General features: G+C 71.3%; 25 protein-coding genes. 12 read left to right on the plus strand and 13 right to left on the minus strand.

Features of this window, described 5'->3' with window-relative positions:
- Window positions 1-56: 56 nt before the first annotated feature.
- Window positions 57-659 (minus strand): bifunctional 4-hydroxy-2-oxoglutarate aldolase/2-dehydro-3-deoxy-phosphogluconate aldolase, encoded by a 603-nt coding sequence (locus ATL45_RS35905; RefSeq protein ID WP_093154786.1) that lies wholly within the window; start codon window positions 657-659, stop codon window positions 57-59.
- A 200-nt stretch (window positions 660-859) separates the two neighbouring features.
- On the opposite strand from ATL45_RS35905, the gene ATL45_RS35910 reads away from it, so the two are divergent.
- A complete protein-coding gene (locus ATL45_RS35910; RefSeq protein ID WP_093154784.1) occupies window positions 860-3,178 on the plus strand; it encodes a molybdopterin cofactor-binding domain-containing protein in 2,319 nt (772 codons plus the stop codon).
- A 59-nt stretch (window positions 3,179-3,237) separates the two neighbouring features.
- Complete coding sequence (locus ATL45_RS35915) at window positions 3,238-3,714, plus strand: (2Fe-2S)-binding protein (RefSeq protein WP_093154781.1); 477 nt, start codon at window positions 3,238-3,240, stop codon at window positions 3,712-3,714.
- 54 nt (window positions 3,715-3,768) lie between these two features.
- On the opposite strand, the gene ATL45_RS35920 is transcribed toward ATL45_RS35915, so the two are convergent.
- Entirely contained in the window at window positions 3,769-4,743 is a 975-nt protein-coding gene (locus ATL45_RS35920) for a ring-cleaving dioxygenase (protein ID WP_093154778.1), read from the minus strand.
- Between the two features lie 88 nt (window positions 4,744-4,831).
- On the minus strand, window positions 4,832-5,443 hold the full coding sequence (gene wrbA / locus ATL45_RS35925; protein ID WP_093154776.1) for an NAD(P)H:quinone oxidoreductase: 612 nt from the start codon (window positions 5,441-5,443) through the stop codon (window positions 4,832-4,834).
- Window positions 5,444-5,650: 207 nt separating this feature from the next.
- On the opposite strand from wrbA, the gene ATL45_RS35930 reads away from it, so the two are divergent.
- Together ATL45_RS35930 and ATL45_RS35935 are read left to right on the plus strand one after the other, a co-directional pair.
- Entirely contained in the window at window positions 5,651-6,127 is a 477-nt protein-coding gene (locus ATL45_RS35930) for a carboxymuconolactone decarboxylase family protein (protein ID WP_093154773.1), read from the plus strand.
- 503 nt (window positions 6,128-6,630) lie between these two features.
- Window positions 6,631-7,551 carry an RNA polymerase sigma-70 factor gene (locus ATL45_RS35935; RefSeq protein ID WP_246025742.1) on the plus strand — a complete coding sequence of 307 codons (921 nt, stop codon included), beginning with the start codon at window positions 6,631-6,633 and terminating at the stop codon, window positions 7,549-7,551.
- Between the two features lie 52 nt (window positions 7,552-7,603).
- Here ATL45_RS35935 and ATL45_RS35940 read toward each other — a convergent pair whose 3' ends face one another.
- Window positions 7,604-8,563, minus strand: coding sequence for a hypothetical protein (locus tag ATL45_RS35940; protein WP_093154771.1), 960 nt, complete (start codon window positions 8,561-8,563; stop codon window positions 7,604-7,606).
- A gap of 187 nt (window positions 8,564-8,750) precedes the next feature.
- On the minus strand, window positions 8,751-9,521 hold the full coding sequence (locus ATL45_RS35945) for a hypothetical protein (RefSeq protein WP_093154768.1): 771 nt from the start codon (window positions 9,519-9,521) through the stop codon (window positions 8,751-8,753).
- Window positions 9,522-9,670: 149 nt separating this feature from the next.
- Between ATL45_RS35945 and ATL45_RS35950 the strand changes: the two genes are divergently transcribed.
- From ATL45_RS35950 to ATL45_RS35965, 4 genes are read left to right on the plus strand one after another with little or no spacing between them, the layout of a single operon-like run.
- Complete coding sequence (locus ATL45_RS35950; RefSeq protein ID WP_143121681.1) at window positions 9,671-10,942, plus strand: hypothetical protein; 1,272 nt, start codon at window positions 9,671-9,673, stop codon at window positions 10,940-10,942.
- Complete coding sequence (locus tag ATL45_RS35955) at window positions 10,939-12,030, plus strand: hypothetical protein (protein WP_093154763.1); 1,092 nt, start codon at window positions 10,939-10,941, stop codon at window positions 12,028-12,030. The genes ATL45_RS35950 and ATL45_RS35955 overlap by 4 nt, the downstream gene beginning before the upstream one ends.
- Entirely contained in the window at window positions 12,027-13,604 is a 1,578-nt protein-coding gene (locus ATL45_RS35960; protein ID WP_121505448.1) for a tetratricopeptide repeat protein, read from the plus strand. The genes ATL45_RS35955 and ATL45_RS35960 overlap by 4 nt, the downstream gene beginning before the upstream one ends.
- Window positions 13,598-14,899 carry a CHAT domain-containing protein gene (locus tag ATL45_RS35965; protein WP_170210444.1) on the plus strand — a complete coding sequence of 434 codons (1,302 nt, stop codon included), beginning with the start codon at window positions 13,598-13,600 and terminating at the stop codon, window positions 14,897-14,899. Before ATL45_RS35960 ends, ATL45_RS35965 begins: the two co-directional genes overlap by 7 nt.
- Before the next feature lie 61 nt (window positions 14,900-14,960).
- On the opposite strand, the gene ATL45_RS35970 is transcribed toward ATL45_RS35965, so the two are convergent.
- Window positions 14,961-15,158 (minus strand): hypothetical protein, encoded by a 198-nt coding sequence (locus ATL45_RS35970; RefSeq protein WP_093154758.1) that lies wholly within the window; start codon window positions 15,156-15,158, stop codon window positions 14,961-14,963.
- A 379-nt stretch (window positions 15,159-15,537) separates the two neighbouring features.
- Here ATL45_RS35970 and ATL45_RS35975 point away from each other — a divergent pair, with 379 nt between their 5' ends.
- On the plus strand, window positions 15,538-16,710 hold the full coding sequence (locus ATL45_RS35975) for an MFS transporter (RefSeq protein ID WP_093154755.1): 1,173 nt from the start codon (window positions 15,538-15,540) through the stop codon (window positions 16,708-16,710).
- 126 nt (window positions 16,711-16,836) lie between these two features.
- On the opposite strand, the gene ATL45_RS35980 is transcribed toward ATL45_RS35975, so the two are convergent.
- Window positions 16,837-17,640: a DUF8832 domain-containing protein gene (locus tag ATL45_RS35980; protein ID WP_093154753.1), complete on the minus strand. Its 804-nt coding sequence runs from the start codon at window positions 17,638-17,640 to the stop codon at window positions 16,837-16,839.
- A gap of 199 nt (window positions 17,641-17,839) precedes the next feature.
- Between ATL45_RS35980 and ATL45_RS35985 the strand changes: the two genes are divergently transcribed.
- Window positions 17,840-18,346, plus strand: a complete 507-nt coding sequence (locus tag ATL45_RS35985; protein WP_093154750.1) for a carboxymuconolactone decarboxylase family protein — start codon at window positions 17,840-17,842, stop codon at window positions 18,344-18,346.
- Window positions 18,347-18,691: 345 nt separating this feature from the next.
- Here ATL45_RS35985 and ATL45_RS35990 read toward each other — a convergent pair whose 3' ends face one another.
- Window positions 18,692-19,114: a winged helix-turn-helix transcriptional regulator gene (locus ATL45_RS35990; RefSeq protein WP_093154965.1), complete on the minus strand. Its 423-nt coding sequence runs from the start codon at window positions 19,112-19,114 to the stop codon at window positions 18,692-18,694.
- A gap of 272 nt (window positions 19,115-19,386) precedes the next feature.
- Between ATL45_RS35990 and ATL45_RS36000 the strand changes: the two genes are divergently transcribed.
- Window positions 19,387-20,784 (plus strand): FAD-dependent monooxygenase, encoded by a 1,398-nt coding sequence (locus tag ATL45_RS36000; RefSeq protein WP_211841376.1) that lies wholly within the window; start codon window positions 19,387-19,389, stop codon window positions 20,782-20,784.
- A gap of 101 nt (window positions 20,785-20,885) precedes the next feature.
- On the opposite strand, the gene ATL45_RS36005 is transcribed toward ATL45_RS36000, so the two are convergent.
- From ATL45_RS36005 to ATL45_RS36020, 4 genes are read right to left on the minus strand one after another with little or no spacing between them, the layout of a single operon-like run.
- Window positions 20,886-21,482 carry an NADPH-dependent FMN reductase gene (locus ATL45_RS36005; RefSeq protein WP_093154748.1) on the minus strand — a complete coding sequence of 199 codons (597 nt, stop codon included), beginning with the start codon at window positions 21,480-21,482 and terminating at the stop codon, window positions 20,886-20,888.
- Between the two features lie 11 nt (window positions 21,483-21,493).
- Window positions 21,494-22,273 carry a creatininase family protein gene (locus ATL45_RS36010; RefSeq protein WP_093154746.1) on the minus strand — a complete coding sequence of 260 codons (780 nt, stop codon included), beginning with the start codon at window positions 22,271-22,273 and terminating at the stop codon, window positions 21,494-21,496.
- On the minus strand, window positions 22,270-22,686 hold the full coding sequence (locus ATL45_RS36015) for a RidA family protein (RefSeq protein ID WP_093154743.1): 417 nt from the start codon (window positions 22,684-22,686) through the stop codon (window positions 22,270-22,272). Before ATL45_RS36015 ends, ATL45_RS36010 begins: the two co-directional genes overlap by 4 nt.
- Window positions 22,683-24,053, minus strand: coding sequence for a purine-cytosine permease family protein (locus ATL45_RS36020; RefSeq protein ID WP_093154741.1), 1,371 nt, complete (start codon window positions 24,051-24,053; stop codon window positions 22,683-22,685). Before ATL45_RS36020 ends, ATL45_RS36015 begins: the two co-directional genes overlap by 4 nt.
- 186 nt (window positions 24,054-24,239) lie before the next feature.
- Between ATL45_RS36020 and ATL45_RS36025 the strand changes: the two genes are divergently transcribed.
- Window positions 24,240-25,418, plus strand: a complete 1,179-nt coding sequence (locus ATL45_RS36025) for an LLM class flavin-dependent oxidoreductase (protein WP_211841377.1) — start codon at window positions 24,240-24,242, stop codon at window positions 25,416-25,418.
- Window positions 25,419-25,426: 8 nt separating this feature from the next.
- Here the strand turns inward: ATL45_RS36025 and ATL45_RS36030 are convergent, their stop codons facing one another.
- Window positions 25,427-25,993 carry a helix-turn-helix domain-containing protein gene (locus ATL45_RS36030; RefSeq protein WP_170210445.1) on the minus strand — a complete coding sequence of 189 codons (567 nt, stop codon included), beginning with the start codon at window positions 25,991-25,993 and terminating at the stop codon, window positions 25,427-25,429.
- Window positions 25,994-26,013: the final 20 nt, after the last annotated feature.

Here is a 26,013-nt window from a genome sequence, read left to right on the forward strand (position 1 = left end):
CTCCTGGCCGCCCACCGCAGCTGCGCGCGGTGGGCGGCCAGTTCATGCTCCGACGCCTACGAACTGGCCAGGACGGCCAGGGCGTCGAGCTGAGCGGGGTCTTCGAGGGCTGATCCGACCGCGACCACGCGGGCTCCCGCGGCGAGGAAGTCACCGGCGTTGGCGGCGTTGATCCCGCCCGTCGCGACGAACGCGACGTCCGGGAACGGGCCGTGCTGAGCCGTGATCCACGCCGGACCGAGCTGAGCCGCGGGGAACGCTTTGAGCCAGCGGTGACCGTTGCGCACAGCACTGGTGATCTCGCTCGCGGTCGCCACCCCGGGCAGGTGCGCGAGCCCGCGCCGAGCGGCGGCTTCGGCGATTTCCGGGTCGTAGCCGGGAGAAACGGTGAACGCGGCACCTGCCGAAGCCACGTCGTCGACCTGTTCGGGAGTGATGACGGTTCCCGCTCCGACCGGGCGCCCCGCTTCGCGGCCCGCGGCGATCGCAGCGCGCAGCGCGGGCAGGTGCTCGGCGGTCATGACCGGCACCTCGACCAGTTCGATGCCCACCTCCCAGGCCCGCAGGCACAGCTCGACGGTCCGCTCCGGCGGGTATCCGCGCAGGATCGCCATCACCGGAATCCGGGAGTACCGCTGGAAGAACTCCGCAGCCGTCATCGCGCGCCCTCCGCCCGTCGCCGTTTCCGGCCGCCATGCTACGTCGCCCGAACCGCCGCTCCCGCGGGCAGGCAGCGATCGCGCCGCACCCTGGTGGATCTCGCCGCAGGGGTGTACAAGATCTGAACAGTTAGCGGCGAGTGGTTCGGTCCACGCTCGGCTCGCGTGAAATCTCATCCGGCGACGCGACGGGAGACGGCATGTCACAGCCAGGGACGGGAGCCCCAGCGGCAGGCATGGGCCGGCGGAAGTTCCTCGGCTACCTGATCGGCGGCACCGGGCTGGTCGCCGCCGCGAACGTGGGCCTGCTCGGCTCGCTGGGAGAGGCGAACGCGCTCACCGCGCCGGTGCCCGCAGATCTGCTGGACCTCAACGACGTGCTCACCGAGGCCGCGCTGCCGACCTCGCAGCTGATCAAGGTCGAGGTGCACGAGGACGGCACGGCGTCCTTCGAGTTGCCCCGCGCCGAAGTGGGCCAGGGCATCACCACCTCCATCGCGATGATCATCGCCGAGGAGCTGGAGCTGCCGCTGGAGAAGGTGCGCGTCACGCTGGCGCCCGCGCGGCCGGAGCTGCTGTTCAACCAGCTCACCGGCGGGTCGAACACCATCTTCGCGATGTACACGCCGGTCCGGGTGGCCGCCGCGCTGGCCAAGCAGGCGCTGCTGGAGGCCGCCGCCGTGCTGCTCGGCGACACCATCGGCAGCCTCACCGCCAAGGCCGGTGAGATCATCGGCAGCACCGGCCGGGTGCTGCCCTACGGCGAACTCGTGCCGAAGGCCGCGGTGCCGGCGACCACCGCCCGCGAGGTGGAGCTCAAGCCGGAGTCGGAGTTCCGCGTGGTCGGCACCCCGCAGAACCGCAAGGACGCCTACGCCGCGGTGACCGGGCAGAAGCAGTTCGCGATGGACCTGGAGGTCGAGGGCGCGCTGCCCGCGATGGTCTGCCGCCCGCCGACGATCGGCGGCAGCGCCGCGAGCGTGCTGAACTCCGCCGAGGTCAAGGCGATGAACGGGGTCACGCACGTCGAGATCGTGCCCAGCGGTGTCGCCGTCCGGGCGCACACCTTCGGCCAGTGCATCGACGCCATCCGCGCGCTGCGGGTGCAGTGGAAGCCCGGCACGGCCGAGGGCGCATCCGACGACTCGATCCGGGCGGAGATCAAGTCGGCGGAGCTGCCGATGGTGGTGCCGCACCTGCCGGCGCTGGCCGAGACGATGGACTTCGACTTCACCTTCTACTTCCGCAGCGGTTCACCGCTGGAGCCCAACTCCGCCGTCGCCGACGTGCGCGAGGACCGCGCCACCATCTGGGCCTCGGCGAAGTCGCCGATCGCGGCCAAGCAGGAGATCGCCGCGACGCTGGGCATCCCGAGCGGCAAGGTGACGTTCAACGTCGTCGAGGGCGGCGGTTCCTTCGGTCGCAAGCTGTTCTTCGACGGCGCGCTGGAGGCGGCGATCGTCTCGCGCGCGTGCCGGGCACCGGTCCGGCTGATGTGGCACCGCGCCGACGAGCCCCGGCAGGGGCGGTCGCACCCGATGGTGACGGCCCGGATCCGCGTCGCGCACCTCGGCGACCAGGTGCTCGGCTTCGAGCACCGGCACACCGGGGTGGCCGTCGACTTCACCCACGGGCTCGGCGAGGCGATCACCGCCACCGCCGGGAAGCTGCCGATCGCGGGCAACCTCAGCCTGGCCGAGACGATCTTCGAGACCACCCAGTTCATGCCCTACGACTTCGGCGTCATCAACCAGAAGCTGATGGAGACCGGCGCGCACGACCGGTTCCCGACCAGCGCGGTCCGCAACGTCTACTCCCCCGACGTCCGCGCCGCCAACGAGCTGGTGGTCGACCAGATCGCGAAGAAGCTGGGCAAGGACCCCTACGAGTTCCGGTTGGCCTACCTGCGCAAGGAGCGGGTCAAGCGGGTGCTGCAGAAGGTCGCCGAAGCCGGTGAGTGGGGCAGGTCGATGCCACCCGGCACGGCGCAGGGCATCGCGATCCACGAGGAGTACAAGGGCGTGTCGGCCTGCCTGGTGGAGATCGACTGCCGCCCGGAGACGGTCAACCGCCAGGTGCGCGACGCGGTGACCGGCCCGCTGGTCACCAAAGTCACCTTCGCCATCGACCCCGGCCTGGTCATCAACCCCAGGGGCGTCGAAGCGCAGATGCAGGGCGGCATCAGCGACGGCATCGCGCTGGCGCTGACCAACTCCAGCCACCTCGCCGACGGCCGCTTCCTCGAAGCCAGCTGGGACAACTCCGCCTACACGCGGCAGTGGAACACCCCGCGCGAGATGCGGGTCTTCGTGATGCCGAGCGACAACCCGCCCGGTGGCGCAGGCGAGGCGGGGGTCGCCTCCGCGTTCGCCGCGACGGCCTGCGCCTACACCAGGGCGGTCGGCAAGCTGCCGCAGTACTTCCCGATCAACCACCACGACCCGCTGCACTTCGAGCCGAAGTCGTTCATCCCGCCGGTGCCCGCCTCGCCGACCGACGGCCTGGACCACACCTACTGAGCCCGGCCGCCACGCACCCCGGGGTCGAATCCCCCATCCAGTCCAGGAGGTTCCGGCTGATGCCCACCCACACCTTCAAGGTCAACGGCGAGACGGTCACGGTCGAGGCCGACGACCGGGAGCGGCTGCTCTGGGTCCTGCGCGACCTGCTCGGCATCCGCGGTCCCAAGTACGGCTGCGGCATCAACGTCTGCAAGGCGTGCACGTCGCACATCAACGGCAAGGCGTTCAACCCCTGCGCGGTCCCGGTCGGAGAGCTCTCCGCCGACGACGAGGTGACCACGATCGAGGGCCTGCCGGCGACGGTCGGCCGCGAGCTGCACCCGATGCAGGAGGCGTGGCTCGAGCACGACGTCGCGCAGTGCGGTTACTGCCAGCCCGGTCAGATCATGGCGGCGGTGGCCAAGGTGAACCAGGCCCGCCGGGAGGGCCGCGAGATCGACGACGCGCTGCTGGACGAGATCCGCAACGTCTGCCGGTGCGGCACCTACTACCGGATCCGCGAGGCGATCAAGACCGGCGCCGAGCGGATGTGACGACGGCGCGGACTTCCCCACCCGGCCCCTCGTCGGGCGGGGAAGTCCGGCGTCTCAACGGTTTCCGGCGAACTCGGGGTTGTTCTCCGCGGGCAGCGCCAGCGCGGGCAGCGCCGCCCGGATCTGCTCGCGGTCGGGCTCCAGCCACGGCGGCAGCTTCAGCGCACGCCCCAGCTCCAGCAGCGGTTCGTCCACGCCGAACCCGGGCTCGTCGGTGGCGATCTCCTGCAGCACGCCGCCGGGTTCGCGGAAGTAGATCGAGCGGAAGTACTGGCGGTCCAGGATGGACGTGACGTCGTAGCCCTTGTCCTCGAGCTCGTCGTGCCAGGACTGCTGGGTGGCGTCGTCGGGAACGCGCCAGGCCACGTGGTGCACCGTGCCGCCGGCGACCACACCGCGCGGGGCGTCCGGCTCGACCTGCACGTCGACCAGCGCGCCCGGGCCGCCATCACCCGCGGCGAAGCGCAAGCGGTTGCCGTCCTGGTGCAGGAACCGCAGTCCCAGATCGTCGACGAGCGTCGCGGCTGTGTCGGCTTCCTGCGCGACGGTCATCGTCACCGAGTGCAGGCCCCGGATGGCGTGCTCGCCCGGAACCAGCGCGGTGTCCCACGGATCTCGCGGGTCGCCCTGCGGGTGCGCCACCAGTGCGATGCCCAGCCCGTCGGGGTCCCGGAAGGCGAGCCGGTCCTCCTCGTCGGAGGTCGTGATCCGGCTGGTCGGCACACCGGCTGCCGCGAGGTGCTGCTGCCACCAGCCGATCGAGTTCGCCGGGACCGAGAACGCGGTCGTCGTCGCCTGACCGGCGCCCTGGCGGCCGTCCTCGACGCCGTCCCACGGGAAGAAGGTCATCAGCGTGCCCGGCCGGCCCTCGGCGTCGCCGTAGTACAGGTGGTAGGTACCCGTGTCGTCGAAGTTCACCGTCGTCTTGACCAGGCGCAGCCCCAGGGTGCGCAGGTAGAAGTCGGCGTTGCGCTGCGGGTTCCCGCCGATGGCCGTGACGTGGTGCAAGCCGGTTGTGCTGATCGACATGACCGCCTCCTGCGGTTGACGGGGCTGTGCTGCGCGGGGGCTCCGGCCGGGCATCCGGTCGCGCCACCGAATGCCCGGCCGGAGTCGGTCAGGCGCGGCCGTTCTTGAGCGCCTGGGCCACGCCCACCACGCGGCGGGCCTGCACGGCCGCGGCCGCGCGCGTGGTGTCGTCCACCTTGTTCGCGCCCTGCGCGTCGACGTGGCTGGTGCCGTACGGGTTGCCGTCGGCGAACTTCGCGCCGTCGGTGTAGCCCGGCGCCACCACGATGCCGCCGAAGTGGTGGAAGGTGTTGTACAGCGCCAGCAGCGTCGACTCCTGACCGCCGTGCGTGGTGGAGGTCGAGGTGAACCCGCTGTAGACCTTGTCCGCCAGCAGGCCCTGCGCCCACTGGCCGCCCAGGGTGTCGATGAACTGCTTGAGCTGCGAGGAGATGTTGCCGAACCGGGTCGGCGAGCCGAACAGCACGGCGTCGGCCCACACCACGTCGTCGGGGGTGGCCTCCGGCACCGAGCTGGTGGCATCCACGTTGGCCCGCCACGCCGGGTTGCTGTCGATCGCCGCATCCGGCGCCAGCTCGGCGACGCGGCGCAGCCGGACCTCCGCGCCCGCGGCCTCCGCTTCGGCGGCCAGCGTGTTCGCGATCTCGGTGCCGGTACCCGTCGACGAGTAGTAGATGATGCTCAGCTTCACGTTGCCCACGGCTGATGACTCCTGTTCGCGAGGGCGGGCGGCGAAACACCCCCACCAAAATCTCTTACGCGGAAGACGCTACCTCCACCTTCTCTTCCGCGCAAGATTCCAACCGTGCAGAGTTGGCTGAGACGTGAGTCACCCGCGTCGATGTCACGGGACGCCGCGCAATTCCGTCTCGGGTGGTGACAGCACTTCGACACCGAGGAGCACACCGTGGACGCACGACTGGACTACCGGGCGGCGGGCCCGATCACCGGGAAGGTCGTCAAGTACGTCATGTCGGCCGGGCAGGCGCTGAAGGAGTCACCGCTGCCCGCCGAGACCAAGCAGCTGGTGGCGCTGCGGGTCAGCCAGATCAACGGCTGCGCCGTCTGCATCGACATGCACACCAAGGACGCCACCGCCGACGGCATGAGCGCGGTGCGGCTGAACCTGGTCGCGGCGTGGCGGGAGGCCACGGTCTTCACCGGGGCCGAGCGCGCCGCGCTGGAGCTGGCGGAGGAGGCCACCCGGGTCGCGGACGCGGCCGGTGGCGTCGGCGACGAGGTGTGGGCGCGCGCCGCCGAGCACTACGACGAGGAGCAGCTGGCCGCCCTGGTCATCCTGGTCTCCTTCATGAACATGGTGAACCGCTTCAACATCATCACCCAGCAGCCGGCCGGTTCCTACGAACCCGGCCAGTTCGGCTGAGCCCTGCGGGAGTTCGTCCGCCTGCTCCGCGATTTCCATTGAAGTTTTTCCATCCTCGTTCTGCGTGGCGGTGCGGGTGGCGGAACCTCAGACGCCGTCTGGTCTCCGGGATCCCGTTCTGATGTATGTCCGATACACGGCGAACGGGCTGTCCTCGCCAGACGACGTCTGAGAACCCGCGGCGGTGCAAGTGCCGTAGGTGGGTTATGCGCCTGCGGCGCATGCGACACCTTCCGCGCGGTGCCGGTCAGGCCTCGCGGCTACCGCTCCGGAACAAGATGAAAAACGCTCAATTGAAATCGGACATCCGATTTCCATTGAAATCGCGGAAGTTCTCCACATCCGTCGGTGTGTCGGCGCGCGACACGCCGACGGTGCGCAACTTCAATTGAAGTCGAAGGCCTGATTTCCATTGAAATCGCGGAGTTCGCCCGCGCCGGCGGCGAGACCTGGGGGTCTCCGGCGTCGTGGGCGATGATCCAGCAGTACCGAGGAACGGAGTCGTGGTGGACAAGATCGCGGAGTTCGAGGAGCTGCGGCCGCTGCTCTTCTCGATCGCCTACCGGATCCTGGGCAGCGTGGGCGAGGCGGAGGACGCGGTGCAGGAGACGTGGCTGCGCTTCGACGGCTCGTCGACCCGGCCCGCCTCGACCAAGGCGTTCCTGTCGGCGACGGTCACCCGGATCTCCATCGACGTGCTGCGCTCCGCGCGGGTGCGTCGGGAGGAGTACGTCGGGCCGTGGTTCCCGGAGCCGCTGCTCAGCGATCCGTACCAGGACCCGGACCGGTCGGCGGAGCTGGCCGATTCGGTGTCGATGGCGGCGCTGCTGCTGCTGGAACGGCTCAGCCCGCTGGAGCGTGCGGTGTTCGTGCTGCGGGAGGTGTTCGCCTTCGGGTTCGACGAGATCGCCGAAGCGGTCGGGCGCTCGGAGGCGGCGTGCCGGCAGCTGGTGGTGCGGGCCCGGCGGCACATGCAGGACGGCAGGCCCCGGTTCGCCGCGGACCGCCGCCAGCGCCAGGAGCTGGCGACGCGGTTCTTCGGCGCGCTGCGCAACGGCGACGTGGGCGAGCTGCGGGAGCTGCTGGCCGCCGACGTGCAGCTGATCGGCGACGGCGGCGGCAAGGCCCCGCAGCTGGCCACCACCATCGCCGGTGCGGCGAAGGTGGCCCGGCTGCTGGGCGCGAACTTCCCCCGGCTGTTCCGGATCGACGTGACCTTCGAGCAGCGCGAGATCAACGGCCAGCCCGGCGCCGTTTTCCGCGACCGGGCCGGGAAGGTGCTCAACGCCGTGGTGCTGGACGTGCTCGACGGCAGGATCCAGACGATCCGCGGCGTGCTCAACCCGGACAAGCTGGACCACATCGGACCGGTCGCCGACGCCTGGGCGCTCAACCGGGAACTGCGGCAGTCCCTTCCGGACTGACCGCAGGAGCCCGTGAGCATCCCCGGCCAGAGGTGCTCACGGGCGCCGCTGGTCAGTTGCGCTTCTGCGCGGCGATCTCCTGGAGCCTGGCGAAGGCCGCGGACCGGCGCGGTTCTTCCGGTCGCACGAACGGCTGCGTCTCCTCCATGATCTGCGGGCCGCCCAGGCGCGCGACGCGGTCGTGGTCGATCCGGCGGTACGGCTGCACGAGCTGCAACCCGGCCGGGCGGCCGAGTTCGCAGACCTCGATGAACACCGCGCCTTCTTCGTCCGCGTCGTCCGGGAAGTCGCCGCCCCAGACCAGCGCGGCGCAGCGGACCACCGCCGGATCCAGCGACGCGAGCTGCTCGTGGCCGAAGTCCAGTCCGCCGCCCACCGTGGGGTTCTGCTCGTCGTCGACCAGGCGCCACACGTCGCGCGTGCCGTCCAGGCCCTCGACGGCGGCGAACGGGACCATGATGATCGCTTCCGGCTCGACGTCCTGGATGCCGACCTCGATCGTGTCGAGCATGAACTTCTTGGCTTCCGGGCCGAGGTTGGGGTACTCGACCGGCTTGCGGTCCGCCGACACCAGCGGTTCCCGCTCGTCGTCGAGCAGCATCGGGTTGCCGATCAGCGCGACCTCGTCGCCGCGCCGCTCGTAGCGCTGGCACATCAGCACGCCGACCGGGCGGCCCAGCTGGTAGCCCTCGACGAACACCGCCTCGGTCCGGTCGCCGTCACCGGTGAAGTAGCCGTCGTAGATCAGCGTCACGCAGTGGGCGTCCTCGTCGAGGTCGCGGAGCTTCTCGCGGCCGAGGGCCACGCTCTGCTCCTGCGTCCACGGTTCGTCATCGTCGCCGATGAGCTTCAGGATGTGCTTCGAGCCGTCCTCGCCGAGGATCAGCGCGAGCGGGACGAAACCGTCCGCGTCGAACTTCGCGTAGTCCACGCCGAGATCGACGGCCTCGAAGAGGAACGCGATGGACCGGTCGTCGAGACCGTCCAGAGTGGGGCAGCCGGGCCGGGTCATGCGGTCACCTCCGGCCTTCGCGCAGGCGTAATCGGGTTCGCACCGCGCAGCGGTGAGCTTCGTTGATCAACATGCCCGCCACGCTAGCAACACCCGGCCGCCCCGAAGGGCGTTTTCGCGCGAAGCTCCGGGACGCCGACCGTCCGCAGCAGACGGTCGCAGCCGAACTCCGTTGTCCCGCAGCGGATCAGGCACCGGCGCGGATCGCCAGCACGATCTCGGACTCGTCGTGCGGCAGGTAGTGGACGTCGATCACCGCGCCCGGCTGGGTCTTCGGCAGGAACTCGGGTGCCAGCGCCTTCTCCTGCACGACGTCGAAGGCGGTGCCGTCGGCGCGGGTCACCCGCAGCTCGATGCGGATCACCGCGCGGTCGTGGCGGATCTCCCCCGTCGGCTGCGCGGACAGCACCACGGCGCGCCCCCGCACGCCGCGCTCGGCGATGTCCAGCTGGCGCGCGGTCATCTCGCCCGTGGCGACCCGGATCCGGTTGAACGCGGCCTGGAGTTCCCGCGGTGAGACGTCGGTGGCGAGCACGACCTTGCCGTCGGCCGACTCCGGCAGGTACCGCACCGGCATCCTGGCACCGGCCCGGACCGCGCCGGCCTCGTGGACCGGGACGATCTGGCGGGCCGAAGCGCGGAAGGTCGTGCCGTCCTCGGTGTCGACGTCCAGCTCGAACTCCAGCTGCGGCTGGTCGTTGACCTGCAGTCCGGTCGGGCGGACCGACACCACGGTGCCGATCCCGATCGGCGCGCCCCGGAACCGCTCGGCCTTCACCCCGCCGCTCAGCGAGCGATCCATCGAGAACAGCACCGGGACGATGATCACCAGCATGATCGGCCCGGTGATGCCGACGCCCACCGGTTCGCCCGTCGTGCTCAGCGACACGATCCACTTCGCCGTGAGACCGACGCTCAGCGCCAGCACTCCCCACTTGACGATCTTGAGGATGCCCATGTCAGCAACCCTTCCGCTCCAGCGACTCGGACGACGACGAGCCTGCTGCGCCGATGTCGTCTACCGATCACAGCAATGCGTGCGGAGGAGGCGCGGATCACGCCGCGCGCCCGGCGTCGAAGATGAAAAATCTTCACTAGACTGACCGGGTGAGCACACACGCGACGGAAGCGGCGGGACCAGCGGTTTCGGCACCTCGCGACCGGGTCGTCGCCGCCGCGTGGGCCGAACTGGGGCCGGGTGTGGCAGCGCTGAGCAACGCCAGCGGGCGGCCGCTGGCCCGCACCGTGAAGCTCATCCTCGATCCGCTGGTCCTGCGCCCCGCCCAGAACCCGCACCTCGGCGGCGGCCGGATCGACCAGGCCGACACCGCCGAGCTGCGGCAGCGCATCCTCGACGCGGCTGCCGACCTGACCGCCACGGCGGCCTGGTTCGCCGCGTTGAAGCGCGCGCGCCGCGCCGCCCGGATCACCGGGGGAAACCCGCAGGACCTCTACTTCCAGCGCTGCTTCGAACTCGCCCGCACGCACGGCGCTCCCGGTGCCGACGCCGGGCAGGTCGCGCTGGAGGTGGTCCAGGAGATCCGCGACGCGACCGGGGACATGACCGTCGCGCAGCTGCGCCGCCACATGACCGACCAGGTCGACGCGCTGACCGCCCTGCTGGAGGCCGCGTGGCGCGAGGTGCCGAACCCGGAGCCCGGCGAGCCCGCCTCCGTCGAGGACTTCCTCGACAGCTGCGGCCAGGGCGACGCCGACGGCGATGCGTTCGACCGGCTGCTGGAGACCGCTGCGGGCACTCGGGCGTCCGCCGGGCTCGGCGTGCGCGGAGCCGCCCGGGACCACGGGCTGACCGATCTGCCGCTGCCCGAACCACCGCGCCTGGGCGACAACGCGTCGAAGAACCGGCTCCCCAAGCCCTTCGACCGCTCCATCTTCGAGCGGCTGTTCGCGGCGTTCACCAGCAGTTTCCACCGCGAGAGCATGGATTCCGTGCCCGGCCTGGTCCGCGCCGAGATCACCCGGTCCGCGCTCCCCTGGCAGCTGGGCGAGGAGCGGAGCCGCCTCACCGTGCTGCTCGGCCGCGAGGCCAGCGGCGGACTCACCGGCGGGCCGCAGCCGACCGCCGCGCACCGGCGGCTGGGCTCGCGCTGGGAGCGGGAGGCCTACGTGCGGCGGGTGCTGCGGCTGCCCGGCGCAGCCAGCGGCGTGCCCGAGGACCTGCGCTCCGACGTCGTCACCGTGCGCCAGGCCTACCTGCGCAGGCTGTGGGTGCGGGTGCACGGTCGCGAGCTGCGCGGTGAGCGGCTGGAACCGCACGAGGTGTGGGACCTGCTCGACGGGGTGCTGCGGTCGGTCATCATGGACCACCGGCAGCGGCTGAAGCAGTCGCTCACCCGGGAAACGGCGGGGGCGGCATGATCCGGATCGAGATCAGCGGCGACCGGGCACTGCTCACCGGCGCGGAGGCCACCGGCTGGCCGGAACCGGCCACGACCGGGCTCGTCGAGGCGCGCGGCGCGCTGCTGAGCTGGGACGTCACCTCCAACGCCGCGTTCCCGCACGCGCAGGTCCACGACCCGGACGCGGCTGCCGGGTGGCTCTGGGAGATCTACGGCGACGACATCGCGGACGCCGTGCTCGCCAACGCCCCGGCGAAGGTCGCGCTGCCTCCGGAACGTCCCGAACTGCTGCCTGCCGCGCTCCGGCTGGCCCGGCTGAACTGGGCGGCGGCGTGGTGGCCCGCGTCCGCGCAGGCGGCGATCCCTGCACTGTCCCAGGAGCTTCTCGCGGCGGAAACGGCGGTGGCCACCGCAGCGCTGGAGCACCTGCTCGACGATGAGGACTGCGTCGAGCGGGCACTCGACGCGGCGTCGCTGACGGCGGTGGAAGCGCTCGCTGAGCACGCCGCGTTCGCGGCCAGTGCGATCGAGCTGGCCGAGGAGCTGCGCTCGCTCGCCGAGGACTACGGCGTCGAGCTCGACGCGGCACGGGTGTCCGGTCAGGCCGGCTGGGCGCTGGCGGCCGGTGGCACCCACCAGGCCGCCGCCACCGGAACCAGCTCGCTGAACTGGGCGGACGTCCCCGCGCAGACGCTCGACGCGATGGGCGGCGCCGGGTGGTCGATCGGCCGCCGGGGCGACGAGACGGTGCTGTCGGTGTCCGTTCCGGCCGCACCGGCGGTCGAGTTCCCGCACCACGAGCCGCCGCTCACGCCTGTCCTGCTCGCCCGCTTCGGCCCGGCCCGGCTCGGCGTGGAAGTTCCCCTGCGGCGGGTGGAGAACCGGTTCACCGGTGAGGCGGTGCTGCCGGTGACCGCACTCCTGCTGCCCACCGCCGAACGAACGCTGTCGGTGCGTGACACGCGGATCACCGCGGAACCGTCCGCCGTCCTCGCTCCGGCCGAGGACGTCCGCGCCGCCGTGATCGACCACGCGCGGAGCAGGCTCGCGGATGCCACCGCTTCGCTGGCCGAGCAGGCCGCCGCGCACGCCGGAGGTATCTCGTGAGCGGACTGGATCTCCAGGGGCCGCTGCCGACCGGAGAACGCTGGAAGTCCGTTCGCGACAACAACAACGAGGGTGCGCAGCTCCTGCGCGCCGGGCAGATCGCGCGGAGCGCTGAGCTCTTCGAGCAGGCCATCGCGCTCACTCGCGTCGCGGACGTCGACGCCGAGGGCCTCGACCTGCGCTGCCGCGCCCTGTCGAACCTCGCCGCGGCCCGCGAGCTGAGCGGTGATCTCGGCGGCGCGATCGCCGGGATCGAGGAGGCGATCGGCACCGGTCAGCGGGTGCTGGCCGAGATCGGCGACCGCCGCGGCACCCGCTCCGCGGTGCTGAGCGGACATCTCTCCCGGGCGCAAACGCTCATCCTGCTCGGCCGGCTGGACGAGGCGCTGGAGTCCGCCGACCGGGCCGCCGCGCTCCTCTCCGGCACCGACAGCGAACTTCTCCGGTTCACCCTGCACAACGTGCGCTGCGGCATCTTCCTCGAAGCCGGGCGACTGCCCGAAGCCGAGCAGGAGGGCGAGCTCGCCCTCGAAGTCGCCCTGGCGAGCCACCCGGAGCTGTCGGCCTCGGTCTACCCGAACCTCGCCGGAATCGCCCAGCTGACCGGTGATGACGCCACCGCGCAGGACTACCTCGCGCTGGCCGAGCAGATCAACCGGCTCGCCGGCGACGCGACGAGCCGCCAGCACGCCGTGGAGAACCTGGCCCGGACATCGTTGCAGACCGGGCGGCTGGAAGAGGCGCGGCGCGGTTTCGGGACGGCGGAGGCGCTCGCCGTCGAGGCCGGTCTTCCGACCCGGGCCGCCGCCAGCCGCTGCGGGGTCGCCGCGGTGCACCTGCGCAGCGGACGGCCGGAGGAAGCGGCGGAAGCTCTGCGGGAGGCGATCAGGCGATTCCCGGCCGGTGGCGCGCATTTGGAGCGGCTCCAGGCCTGGGGACTCCTCGGCGACGCCGAATCGGCGCGGATGGACTTCGCCGCCGCCGAAGACGCCTACATCAAGGCCCGCGAGCACGCGCTCACCACGCAAGACCGGTGCCGCATCGACGTCCGCCGCGCGGAGATGCACGCGGAATGGGCGGCGGCATCGCCGGACGACCGAGCGGCGCTGCTGGGCTGGGCGCTGGACCTCGCAGTCGTCGCGCACCTGGCCACCGAGGCGCTGCGCGAGACGTTCCCGCCGGGCGCGACGCGGGAGCGGTGGGTCGGCTCCGTCGCCGCGCCGGCTCGCGAACTCGCGTTCCGGCTGGCCGCGGTGCTGCGCGACACCCGGCTGCTGCTGGCGCTGACGGAGAACGCTTCAGCGGCGGTCACCTTCCACTCCCCCACGACCGCCGCGGTTTCCCCGTGGGAGGCCGAGATCGAGCCGCCCGCACCCACCGGTTCGGAGATCGAGCTGCCCGCCGCGGCAGCCGGGCTGCTCACCGGTTCGACGCAGACGCCCGTGCGGTTCCAGCCGCCACCGCGGGTGCTCTCCTGCCCGGGAGCGGAAGTGCTGCTCGCGGAGTGGTTCGACCGCGCCGAGCAGCGGTACGGCATCCGCGTCCGGTCCGAGGAGGCCGTGGCGGGATGGTGAATCGGCCAGCGGTACCGGACGGCAGCGAAGTGCTGACCGGCCTGGAGGCCGACACCCGGCCGGTCGCACGACTGACCTATGTGGACGCCGACGAGCTCTACCTGAGCTGGGTGTGGGACCACGCTCCGGCGCATCCCCGGATGGTCGTGCTGCCGCGCGCGCACATCGCCCCCGGCCTGGACCAGCTCCGCGCCGCCCTGCCCTCGCCGCTGCCGTCCGAAACCGGCCTCCAAGCGCTCGAAAGGGCACTCGGCGGCGGTGACTTCACCGACCCGGCTCGCGAACAGCGACTCGCCACCGCGTTGACCTCGTGCGTCATCCCGCAGCGGCTCGGTCTGGAGCTCAACGCGCTGGAGGCCTGCGGCTTGCGCCCGCACCTGCGCATCCAGCCCTCGCCGTCCATCGCGCAGCTGCCGTGGGAGCTGCTGGGCACTTCGGGCACCGACCGCTTGATCGACATGGTCGACGTTTCCACGCTGCTGCCCGCATCGCTGCGCAACGGGACCGGAAGAGCGGTCTCGGCGTGGGATCCGCGCGGCGCGGTGGTCACGGCGCTCGATCCCGCGGTGCCGGGCTTCGCCGCAACCTCCGAGCTGGGCAGCGTGCTCGGCCCCGTCGAGCCGGGATCGCCGCTCGCCGAGATGGTCGCGGCGCTCGGCGACAGGGCCCGACCTGGAGGAAAATCCTTCCGCCGCAACGACTTCGGCCGTGACCGGTTGGCGGCCGAGTTGGCCGGAGCGTCGCGCTTCCTCTACGTCGGCCACGTGACCGCTTCGACGCACGCCCTCGATTCCCGGATGCACCTCTCCGACGGAGCCGGAACCACCGGTCACGCCGAGCCGGTCAACGGGCACCGCCCGTTCACCGCGGCCGACGTCGTCCTCGGCCACGGATCGGCGAAACCGCTGCGCGCGCCCAACCGGGTCGCTCTCGTCGCGTGCGAGTCCGGCGGTGACCTGCGCTTCGCCGAACCGACCGGCCTGGTCGCCGCGTTCACGCACCGCGGAGCGGAGTACGTCACCGCGACACGCTGGACCCTGCCCACCGAAGCCGGCCTGCGGCGCTACGTCCCGGGGCTCGGTGATCGCGCGGAGGGCGTGCTGGCCGAGGCGATCCTCGCGGTGAACGCCGCGCACGAGTCGACGGACCCGGTCGCCGCGCTCAGCGCGTGGCAGCGCGCGCAAGCCCACCGGTGGATCGAGACCGGTGATCCCCGCTGCACACCGCTGATCTGGGCGGCCTTCCACACCGCCTGGTCACCGCCACCGCCCGAAGTGGACCTCCGGTGGCGCTGACGCGTCTCGGCCGCCCACCGCACGCAGCCGTGGTGGGCGGCCGAGAACGTCCGGGTATAGGTCAGTGGGCGTCCTGGTCGATGTTGGCGTTGTTGAAGGCGGTCACGTCGACATCGCCGAAGCAGGAGTCGTTGCCGACGTCGACATCGACGTCCTGATCCAGGTCGATGTCCTGGTCGATGTCGCCGAAGCCGCCCCACCAGCCGCCGCCCAGCGCCTTGCGCTCCGGCAGCAGCTCCACCGAGACCTGTTCGAACATGGTTCCCCCTAGTTCGCGTTCACGAGAAATTCCGATCAGCGGCTCCAACCGCCGCCCCCGAGTACGCCAGAGCACCGTCACCGCCCCGTCACACCACCGTCACACCCACCCGCCGACCACTGGCCGAAACCCGCCGGCACACTCCGTGTTCACCTCCCCACCAGGTGAAACACGGGTTTGAAACCGGCCGGGTAGGTGGACCGGATGAACCCGCAGACGCCTCACGCACGCAGCGCAGCAACCCGGCCACGGGAAGTCAACGTTGCGCTGGAGAAGCGACTCCGGTGAGCTGATGACCCCGTTGAACCGGGGAACGTTCCAGGTAGAAAGGCCTCCCGTGTCCGTTGCAGCCCATCCTGCCCAGAAACGCATTCTCGCCGTGCTGGTGACCGCGCAGATACTCAGCGGGGCCGGCCTCGCCGCGGGCATCACCGTGGGCGCGCTGCTGGCGCAGGACATGCTCGCCAGCACCAGTTTGTCCGGGCTGCCCAGCGCGTTGTTCACCATCGGTTCCGCCGCCACCGCCGTCATCGTCGGACGGGTCTCGCAGCGATTAGGCCGCCGCGTCGGGCTCTCGGTCGGCTACGCCGCGGGAGCAGCGGGGAGCTCGGGTGTCGTCATCGCCGCCGCCACCGGCAACGTGGTCCTGCTGTTCATCTCGCTGTTCGTCTACGGCGCGGGCAGCGCCACCAACCTCCAGGCCCGCTACGCCGGAGCCGACCTCGCCGCGCCGCAGCAGCGGGGCCGGGCGGTGAGCACCGTTCTGGTGGCCACCACCGTCGGGGCCGTCGCCGGGCCGAACCTGGTCACCGCGACCGGCGGGCTCGCCGCATCGCTGGGGCTACCGCAGCTGGCGGGTCCGTTCATCCTCGCGTCGGTCGCCTATGCGGCAGCTGCGGCCGTGCTGTGGGTCATGCTCCGCCCGGATCCCCTGACCACCGCGCGCACCCTCGCCGCGGAAGCACCGCAGTCCCAGGAGGAATCCCGGGACCCGGCGACGTCCCACCGCGCGCACCTGGCGCTCGGCGCGTCGGTCATGGTGCTCACCCAGGTCGTCATGGTCGCCATCATGACCATGACGCCGGTGCACATGCAGCACCACGGCCACGACGTCAGCGCGGCGGGCCTGGTCATCGCAGTGCACATCGCCGGGATGTACCTGCCCTCCCCGTTCAGCGGGCTGCTCGTCGACCGCTTCGGCCGGCTGGCGGTGGCCGCCGCGTCCGGGCTCACGCTCCTCGGTGCCGGGCTGGTCGCGGCCCTGGCGCCGCCGCAGTCCACCTGGCTGCTGGCGCTCGCGCTCGGACTGCTCGGTCTCGGCTGGAACTTCGGCCTGATCAGCGGGACCACGATCATCACCGACGCCGTCCCGCTGGCCACCCGCGCCAAGGTCCAGGGAAAGATCGACGTCTCCATCGCGCTGGCCGGGGCCGGTGGCGGCATGGCCTCCGGCATGGTCGTCGCGGCCAGCAGCTACTCGGTGCTCGCGGTCATCGGCGGTGTCGTCGCTCTGGCGATCATCCCCGCCGTCGCCCGCACCGCCCGCGCCTGACCGGGACCGCATCGGTGAATCCACTGTGGACCCGAGCCGGTTCCGGACTCGTGCCCCGGGCGGTGACCCGGCCAGGTCACCGCCCGGGGCGGTCACATCGCTGCGCGTCCGGGCGCGGCATCGCGGTCACGCGGCGACGACGGTGAACTGCGCGGTGCGGACCTTCCCGGCGTGCTTGAAGTCGAGGAACAGCCGGTAGGTCCCCGGGCCGGGCACCGCCGCGTGGAAGCCGATCTCCGGCCCCGGGCCGGTCGCGTCCTCCGGGTGGACGTGCAGGTACGCGAGGTCTCCGAGCCGGAGAGCGACCAGGTGCCCGTAGGCGCCGAGGTACGGCTCCAGGTCGGTGACCGGGACACCGTCGCGGTGCACGGCCAGGGTGAGCCGGTGGGCCTGGCCCGGCTGGAGCTCGCCGTCGAGCACGACCTCGTAGCCGTCGACCGCCGACACCGCGGCCGCTTCCGGCACGGCGCGCGGCTGGTAGTCACCGGCGACCGCCAGGTCCGCGCCGAGCGTGAGCCCGGCCGCACCCTCGGGCTGGAAGTCGATGAAGACGCGGTACTGCCCCGCCTCCGCCAGTTCCAGCGGCACCGACCAGGTCCCGTCGCCGGTCTCGACCGGGTGCAGGTGCCAGAAGCCGGTGAGGTCGCGGCGGACCACGATGAGGTGGATCCGCTTCCCGTGCACCTCGGCCAGCGAGGTCACCGCCGCCCCGTCCGGCCCGAGGATGCGGAACCGGTAGTCGGCGGTCCCGCCGGCGGTCAGCCGCGCGGTCTCCGGGGCGAAGGTGTAGCCGTCCTTGCTGATCTGCAGCCCCTCTGGGGCACCTCCGTGACCGTGGTGACCAGCGTGGGCGTCGTGACCAGCGTGGGCGTGGTGCGCGGCAGCGTGGCCGTGGTGGGCGTGGTGACCGGCGTGCGTCGTCTCGTTCATCGCCATCTCCTCTCGATACCCCCAGGGGGTATGTGCTCGATGTCGAGAACTATGCCGACCCACACACCCCGGCGCAACGTGATACACGACATACCCCCTAGGGGCATCCGGCGTTGACGAAGGGTTGCGGCAAAATACCCCCAGGGGGTACATGTATCTGCCTGAACTCACCCGAGAGCGCCTGGAACGAGGACGCGTGATGCGACGACTGACAGCACTGGAACCGACCGGCGCCCCTGCCGCTTCGCGCGAGCAGCTGGAGGAGATCGTCGCCCGGCACGGATCCGCGGGCGAGATGATCCGCACGATGGCGCACTCGCCCGCCCTGCTGCAGGGCTACCTCTCGTTCTCGCGGGCGGTGAAGCGCACGAAGCTGCCGCGCGCGCTCAGCGAGAAGATCTCCCTGGCCGTCCAGGAATGGCTCGGCTGCGAAACCTGCTTGAACGCGCACGCCGAAGCCGCGAGAACGGCCGGCCTGACCGACACCGACATCGCACTGGCCCGGCAGGCGACCGCCACCGACCCGCGCGAAGCGGCACTGCTCACCTTCGCGCTCAAGGTGCTCGCGGAACCGGCGGCGATCAGCGACGACGAGATCTCCGACCTCGCCGCGCACGGCTGGACCGAACGCACGATCGCCGACGTCGTCGCGCTCGTCGTCCTGAACCAGCTCACGGGCACCTTCAACCTCGTCGCCGGGATCTAGCCCGGGGGAAGGGCACTCCTATCGAGGAATCGGAAAAGCCAGCGCTCTCCAAAGTCAGCGCCGACGTGGTTGATCCCGGTGCGGCGTCCACCGGCTCTTCGCAGACGAGGGTGCAGTGCCTGTCGGGCGGTGCCAACGCACTTGAAAGTGCCTTTTGTAAGCCCTCTTTCACTCACTCATGATGGTGTTACGCACTACTGGTGAGGTGAGGAAGATGGTTGAGCGGGCTTCGAACTGGACTAGGAGGCGCCGCAGGATCTGGAGAAGAACGAGGAGAGCTTCATCCGGGCCCACGGCGGTGCCAGCGGGTGCTGCGATCCCGAAACCGATGAGTGCCAACGACACTCAGCCCGCCGACGCGCTGACCGCGGCCTTGGCCCGGCCGACTCCGGTCAGCTCGCTGGCGGCCCGGTTGCCGGCGATCTCGCTGTGGTGGGTGACGGCCCAATCGGCCATCGCCTTCACCGCCTCGATCAGCGACCGGCCCAGGTCCGTCAGCTCGTACTCCACTCGCGGCGGGACCTCGGCGTACGCGGTCCGGGTGACCAGCCCGTCGCGCTCGAGATTCTTGAGCGTCTGGGTCAGCATCCGCTGGGAGATCCCGAGGACGCTCGCCTGCAAGTCGGAGTAGCGCAGCGGGCCGGCGCTCAGGGTGCTGATGGTCAACACCGTCCACTTGTCGCCGATGCGGTCGAGCACCTCGCGGACGAAGGCGCTGTCCTCCGGCCATGCCTGGCACGGACCACTGATCTGTCGCGCTGACGCCATCGCGCTCACCTCTCATCCGGGTGCAACCGCACTACCAGTATGTGACCCCCGAGGGGCGACCACGCACCCCTCCACGACTCCGGCCCGCTCTCGGATCACCGGAGCGCTCTCAAACCGCTCCGAAAGGCCCCCGTGTCCTACCTGCTTCACATCGACTCGTCCGCGCTCGGCGACGTCGTTCACCGCGACCTCACCGCCGCACCCGTGCCACACCTCAGCGCGGCGGACACCACCGCACGCGTCACACCTCAATTCAATGGAGAGTGATCACCTTGAACGCACACGACACCATCGTGGTCGGCGCGGGCCCGGTCGGGCTGTGGACGGCGGCGGAGCTGGCCCTGGGCGGCGGGCGACCGCTGGTCCTGGAACGGGCCGAGCAGCGCAGCCCGCACTCGAAGGCGCTGGCCATCCACCCGCGCACGATCGAGGTGCTGGCGATGCGCGCGCAGGAACAGGCCTTCCTCGACGGCGGGCTGCCCGTGCCGGACGGGCACTTCGGCATGCTGCCCGCTCGCCTGGACTTCCGAGGGCTGGCCACCCCGTTCCCGTTCCTGCTCGCGCACCCGCAGCTGCGCACCGAGGAACTGCTCGAACAGCACGCCCTGGGCCTCGGGGTGGTGATCCGGCGCGGGCACCGAGTGTCCGGGCTGAGCCAGGACGAACAGGGCGTGACGCTGCGGGTCGGCGGGCCGGACGGCGAGTACGAGATCACCGCGGACCACGTGGTCGGAGCGGACGGCGCGGGAAGCACCGTGCGCCGGGCGGCGGGCATCGACTTCCCCGGCACCGACTCGACCGTCTTCGGCTTCCTCGGCGACGTCGAGCTGGCCGACCCGCCGGAGCGGCCGGGCTTCTGGCACAACGAACACGGCGCGCTGATCGTGGCCCCGATCCCCGGCGGGGGTTACCGCGTCACCGGGTATGCCCCGTCAGCCCTCACCTCAACCCTGGAGTCCCTGCGGGAGACGGCGAAACGGATCGCGGGCACGGACTTCGGCCTGCACTCCCCCGCATGGCTGTCCCGCTTCGGCAACGCCACCCGGCTCGCGGCGGAGTACCGGAAGGGCCGGGTTTTCCTGGCGGGCGACGCCGCGCACATGCACTTCCCGGCGGGCGGCGTCGGGCTGAACGTGGGCCTGCAGGACGCGATGAACCTGGGCTGGAAGCTGGCCGCGGTCCAGCGGGGCCGGGCGGACGCGGCCCTGCTGGACACCTACCACCCGGAACGCCACCCCGTCGGCGTGGCCCTGGGCGAGCACACCAAGGCCCAGACCGCCCTGATCACCGCCACCACCGAGGAGGGCCAGTCCCTGCGTCGGTTCCTGGCGGACCTGCTGCGCACCCATCCCGACGTGGCGACCGCGCTGGCCAACACGGTGACCGCGCTGGACGTGCGCTATCCGGGCACTCATCCCCTGGCAGGCCAGCGCCTCCCGGCAACCCGCGAGCAGCTGCACCTGTTGCGCGAGGGCCGCCCGGTGCTGCTGGCCCAGGAAACCGGCCCGGAGTTGAAGGACCTGGCCACGAGCGCGGACCTCCAGCTGCACGAGACCGAGCTGCCCTGGCCCACGATCGCCGTGCTGATGCGCCCGGACGGGCACGTGTGGGCCGCCGGCGACACTGCTGGGCAGTTGGCGAACGCCATGGCGGAACTGCCCCTGACCTGACGAAAAGCGGCGGCCCCCGGTTGACAGCTGCCAGGACGATGGTTCCCGCGCTGTCCTCTCGAAATCCGATCGGTGCTTTTCACCTCTCACCTGGGCGCGGATCAGGAGGCCAGGCGGTCCGGGAGGCGGTGGTGGGCGAACTCGACGACCTGGTGGGCCACCGCTCTGAGCTGGTCCGCGGGCTGACCGGTCGGGGTTCCGGTGTCGTCGAAGCACGGGAGCGCCGAGTTCATCGCCACTCCCAGGGGCGTCGGCCAGCCACGCAGGGCGTGCGTGATGGCGCGTAGCTGGGCCAGCGTCGAGGTCGCCGCCTGCCAGCCCGCCGCCGTGGCGATGCAGCCGACCGCTCGTCCGTCGAGGTACGGGCGGACGTCGGTGCGCAGGTCCTCGGTGTAGTCGAGGGCGTTCTTGATCATCCCGGAGACCGCACCGTGGTAGCCGGGCGAGGCGATGATCACGCCGTCCGCCCGGCGGAGCGCCTCGACCAGCCGAGTCGCCGCGGTGGTGCGGTCGGGTTCCTCCGGCCGGTACATCGGCAGGTCGAGCTCGGTCGCGGCGCACACCAGCGTCCTCGCACCGAGTTCCGCGGCTGCCTCCAGCGCGTAGCGCAACGCGCGTTCGCTGGAGGAGCCCGTTCTGGTCGTGCCGCCGATCCCGACGATCAGCGGGCCACCGGCGGTCGGTTCGCAGTGCTGCATGGCTGCTCTCCTCACGAGAAGTCGGCGAAGTCGAAGCGGGCCACCTCGGCGAGCTGGTCGCCCAACGCCGCCACCAGCGCCGAGAAGCCGCGCTCCCCGGCTTCGGCGCTCGCGCGGGTCGGGTCGCCGAGGTAGCCGTCGGGGCCGAAGTCGTCGGAGAGCCAACCGAAGGTGACACTGCCGCCGAACCGGACGTGCTCGTTGTCGTTGAGGCGCTGGGGAACCCGGCGGCGCGCGGCGGAGAGGTCGACCAGGTCCGGTCGCAGGTGCAGCACCAGCGAAGTCTCCATCGCGCCGCCGTGGATGCCCAGGCCGAGCTCCGCTTCGGCGAAGGACTCGTCGCGCTCGACGGGGACGAAGGTGTTGGTGGCGAAGGTCAGCAGCCCGTGGCGCAACCGGATGTCGCGCAGTGCCGTCTGGATCTCGGAGATGTTGCCGCCGTGCCCGTTGACGAAGACCAGTCGCCGGATGCCGGTGGCCGCCACCGACCGGCCGATGTCGTCGAGCACCGCGGCGAACGTCGCGGTCGACAGCGACAGCGTGCCCGGCGCCCAGACGTGCTCGACGGACCGGCCGAACGCCAGCGCGGGCAGCAACCACAGGTCGAGCTCCGCACCGCGCTGCTCCACCACCGCGCGCGCCGCCGCTTCGGCGACCAGCGCGTCGGTGTTCAGCGGCAGGTGCGGGCCGTGCTGCTCGATCGCGCCCACCGGCAGCACCGCCACCGACGACGAGCGGATGGCGCCCACGTCGGCGGCGCTCAACTCGGCGAACTCGCGGGACCCGGTCACGATTCCTCCTTCTTGTGCGCCACTGCGCGGATCTCCACCCGCATCTGCGGGGTGGCCAGCGCCGGGTAGATCAGCAGCGAGGCGTAGGAGCGCTCGTCGAGCAGCCCCGGCGCGTGCTCGGCGAACCACTCGTCGCGGGCGCGCATGTACTCGGCGCGCTCGGCCGGGTCGGCGACGAACTGGTCCAGCTGCACGATGTCGTCGGGTTCGGCACCCGCATCGGCCAGCAGCGCGCGGATCCGGTCCAGCGTCGTCCGGGTCTGCCCGGCGATGCCGGCGACGGTCCGGCCTTCGTCGTCGATCACGCCGTCGATGCCGCTGAGGAAGACGAAGTCCCCGGCAGCGGCGCCGCGGCTCCACGGTTGTTCGGCCGGTCCGTAGAAGAGCGGCCCGAGGCCGCGTTTTCCGGTCATCGCGTCTCCCGGCGGCGGGTGAGGAAGTAGTAGGCCGCCGCGGCCACCGCGCCGCCGACCCAGTAGGTGATGTCGCCGAGCTGCGGGACCGCGGCGGCGATCGGCCCGGTGAACAGGCTCTGGTGCATGAACGGGATCGAGACGGCCACCCCGATCGCGAACGCCGGCAGCCCGGCGCGGACCCGGCGCGTGCGGTCGTAGAAGACGTCGACGTCCACGTCGTCGCGGCGGTGCACCAGGAAGTCGACCAGCGTGACGCCCAGCCACGGCCCGATCCAGTAGCCCACCAGGAACAGGAAGTTCTGGAAGTTGCCGAACACCGCTCCCTCGGTGTGCCCGGCCCACCAGCCCAGCGCCGCGCCCAGGATCCCGGTCAGCAGCGCCGAAACCCAGCGGCGCAGCGGGATGTCGGCCATCAGCAGGGCGAGCGAGCCGGAGTAGATGTCGAGCACGCTGCCCGCGATCGTCGAGGCCAGCAGCGCCACCAGGGCGAGCACCGCGAGGCCGTTCGGGATGAGCTGGGTGACCAGGTCGGTCGGGCTGTCCGGCGAGATGGCGGTGCCGATCGCGGCGCCGAGCAGGTGCATCCACAGCCCGGCGATGGCCGCGCCGCTGAACGCCGCCCACCGCAGCCTGCGACGACTGGTCCCGCGGGGCAGGTAGCGGGTGTAGTCCGAGGCTCCGATGGCCCAGCCGAAGGTGCGGGAGGAGCAGATCGCCACCGTCATGAGCATCGCCCCGCTGAGCGTGTTGGCCCCCGGATCGCCGCCTGCGCCGAGGTCGCCGCGCGCGATCCCGTACCCGGTGATGATCAGGAACAGCACGGCCATCACGACCACCAGCGCCCGTTCCACGCGGTGCACGAAGTCGTGGCCGATGATGGCGATCACGATCTGCACCAGCGCCACCACGACCAGCGCGGCCAGGAACGGAATGCCGAGCAGCTCGCGGACTATGTAGGTGCCGAGCACGGTGTTCACCGCGAAGTAGCCGAATCCGGTCAGGAACAGCAGCGCGACCGGCAGGAAGTTGCCGAAGTAGCCGAACGGGCCGCGCGACTGCACCATCTGCGGCGCTCCGGCCTGCGGGCCCATGGTGGCCGCGACGCTCAGCAGCAGGCTGCCGATCAGCGTGCCGATGATCAGCGCGAGCGCGGCCTGGGCGAAGCTCAGGCCGAGGAAGGCCGTCGGGATCGCCCCGACCGCCAGCGCCGAGTACTGGAGGTTTCCGGCGAACCACAGGGTGAACGCCGACAGCGGTGTGCCGTGCCGTTCGCCGTCGAGGACCGGTTCGATGCCCTTCTGCTCGACGGCGACCCGGCGCGACGATCCGGGCGGGGTGGTGGCTCTGGCGGGGTCTTCGACCATGACGGCCTCCCTGGAACGCGCCGATGCGCGCGGAGGGCGCGTGATCGGCGACAAAATGTTGATGCAGCCAACATTCGGGGTCGATCGTGCACCTGCGGTTCCGGCAAGTCAAGAACGGGAATTCGCGCTTGACTCGGCACGGATATCCGCCACACTGAGCCGACAAATGTTGGTGATACTTACATTTTGGAGGTCGCCTTGCGCTACGGGGTGTTCTTCTTCGGCTCGGTCGAGATGCCCGACGTGCTGGCCGGGAACCCGCTGCCCGCCGGGCAGCGCCGCGCGACGCGGCAGCAGGTGTGGCAGGCGACCCAGCACCTGGTCGACCTCGGCGTGCGCGCCGAGGAGCTCGGTTTCGACAGCTACTGGCTGGCCGAGCACCACTTCCAGCACGAGGGCTACGAGATCGTGCCCAACTCGCTGATGCTGCAGTCGCACCTGGTCGCCAAGACCCGTCGCATCCAGGTCGGCGCGATGTTCAACATCGTCCCCCAGTGGCACCCGCTGCGGCTGGCCGAGGACTTCAGCACGCTGCTCAACCTCTCCGGTGGCCGCGCGGTGCTCGGCGTCGGGCGCGGCACGGTCCCCCGCGAACTGCGCAGCCTCGGCATGCACCAGGCCGACATGGGCTACCTGGAATCGGGGGCCAAGCGCGACGAGGTCGACGCGCACAACCGCAAGGTCTTCGCCGAGTACATGGAGGTCGTGCGCACCGCGCTCGACAACGAGACGTTCTCCTACAAGGGCGAGTTCTTCGAACTGCCGCCCGCGGGCACGCACGGCCCGGACGGCTCGGTGGACACCCTGACGCTGCTGCCCGGGCCGCTGCACGAGGTGGAGATCTGGCAGGCCGTCACCAGCCCGCCCACCCTCGGCTACGCCGCCGAGGTCGGCCACGGCTGCGTCTGGTGGAACCAGTACCACGGGTTCATCCGCGACCAGTGGGAGCGCTACGCCGAGCTCTACCAGCAGCACCACGACGTCGCGCTCTCCAGCGGCGCCAAGCGGATCCTCGTGCTGCCGGTGCACATCGCCGACGACCACGAGACCGCCTGGCGCGTCGGCGGTGCCGGCCACGACGAGTTCTGGAACCTGCTGGCACCGTTCGGCTGGAGCCGCGGTTACCGCGGAGACGACGGGAAACCCGCTGCTCCCGGGCTGGTGCCGACGCTCCAGCAGTCGACGGAGCAGAAGATGTGGGCGGTCGGCACTCCGGAGGAGGTGGCCGAAACCGTGCAGCACCACAAGGATTCGCTCGGCCTGGAGCACCTGGTGGTCTTCCCGCACTTCCCCGGTCACACCTACGCGATGGCCGAGGAGCAGATGCAGCGCTTCCGCGAGCAGGTCGTACCGCTGCTGCGCTGACCCGGCGCTCAGCGGTCGGTGACCATCACCAGCACCCGGACCTGCTGGTCGCCGAGCACCCGCCACCGGTGCGGCGTGCTGCCCGGGTAGGTCGCCACGTCGGCGGGGCCGAGCTCCTCCCGCCTGCCACCGGCGAAGTCCAGCTCGATGCGCCCGGACACCACGTACAGCATCTCGTGGCCGACGTGCTCGAAGTAGTCGCCGAACTCCACCGGGCCGCCGGTGTACTCGATCGGCTGCACCGGCCAGTCGGCGCGGCTCAGCGAGCGGACCGTGGTGCCGTCGGGCACGTCCGCCCGCGGCACCGCGACGCCTTCGCCGGCGCGCAGCACGCCGATCTCCTGCTCGGTGCGGGTGGCCAGCAGCGCCGACACCGTGGTGCCCAGCGCGACCGCGATGCGCTGCAGCGTGTTCACGCTGGCAGTGGTCAGCCCGCGTTCGAACTGGCTCAGGAAAGCGTGCGAAAGCCCGGCGTGCTCACCTAGTTTCTTCAAGGTGAGCCCGCGCCCCCGGCGCAGCTCCCGAACCCGCGCACCGACCGAGTCGCCCCAGTCGTCCGAAGCCGTTCTCCCCACGACGCCACTGTAATCGATCC

Origin of the sequence: Saccharopolyspora antimicrobica (genome assembly GCF_003635025.1) — a bacterium.
Classification (GTDB): Bacteria; Actinomycetota; Actinomycetes; order Mycobacteriales; family Pseudonocardiaceae; genus Saccharopolyspora; species Saccharopolyspora antimicrobica.

Coding starts and splice junctions, on each gene's coding strand:
- ATL45_RS36005 (WP_093154748.1), bottom strand. CDS start 21,482: ATGCAGCACTGCGAACCGACCGCCGGTGGCCCGCTGATCGTCGGGATC.
- ATL45_RS35940 (WP_093154771.1), bottom strand. CDS start 8,563: ATGACCCGGCCCGGCTGCCCCACTCTGGACGGTCTCGACGACCGGTCC.
- ATL45_RS35920 (WP_093154778.1), bottom strand. CDS start 4,743: ATGTCGATCAGCACAACCGGCTTGCACCACGTCACGGCCATCGGCGGG.
- ATL45_RS36020 (WP_093154741.1), bottom strand. CDS start 24,053: ATGGTCGAAGACCCCGCCAGAGCCACCACCCCGCCCGGATCGTCGCGC.
- ATL45_RS35970 (WP_093154758.1), bottom strand. CDS start 15,158: ATGTTCGAACAGGTCTCGGTGGAGCTGCTGCCGGAGCGCAAGGCGCTG.
- ATL45_RS35905 (WP_093154786.1), bottom strand. CDS start 659: ATGACGGCTGCGGAGTTCTTCCAGCGGTACTCCCGGATTCCGGTGATG.
- ATL45_RS35945 (WP_093154768.1), bottom strand. CDS start 9,521: ATGGGCATCCTCAAGATCGTCAAGTGGGGAGTGCTGGCGCTGAGCGTC.
- ATL45_RS36015 (WP_093154743.1), bottom strand. CDS start 22,686: ATGACCGGAAAACGCGGCCTCGGGCCGCTCTTCTACGGACCGGCCGAA.
- ATL45_RS35985 (WP_093154750.1), top strand. CDS start 17,840: ATGCGACGACTGACAGCACTGGAACCGACCGGCGCCCCTGCCGCTTCG.
- ATL45_RS35910 (WP_093154784.1), top strand. CDS start 860: ATGTCACAGCCAGGGACGGGAGCCCCAGCGGCAGGCATGGGCCGGCGG.
- ATL45_RS35955 (WP_093154763.1), top strand. CDS start 10,939: ATGATCCGGATCGAGATCAGCGGCGACCGGGCACTGCTCACCGGCGCG.
- ATL45_RS35965 (WP_170210444.1), top strand. CDS start 13,598: ATGGTGAATCGGCCAGCGGTACCGGACGGCAGCGAAGTGCTGACCGGC.
- ATL45_RS35990 (WP_093154965.1), bottom strand. CDS start 19,114: ATGGCGTCAGCGCGACAGATCAGTGGTCCGTGCCAGGCATGGCCGGAG.
- ATL45_RS35980 (WP_093154753.1), bottom strand. CDS start 17,640: ATGAACGAGACGACGCACGCCGGTCACCACGCCCACCACGGCCACGCT.
- ATL45_RS35915 (WP_093154781.1), top strand. CDS start 3,238: ATGCCCACCCACACCTTCAAGGTCAACGGCGAGACGGTCACGGTCGAG.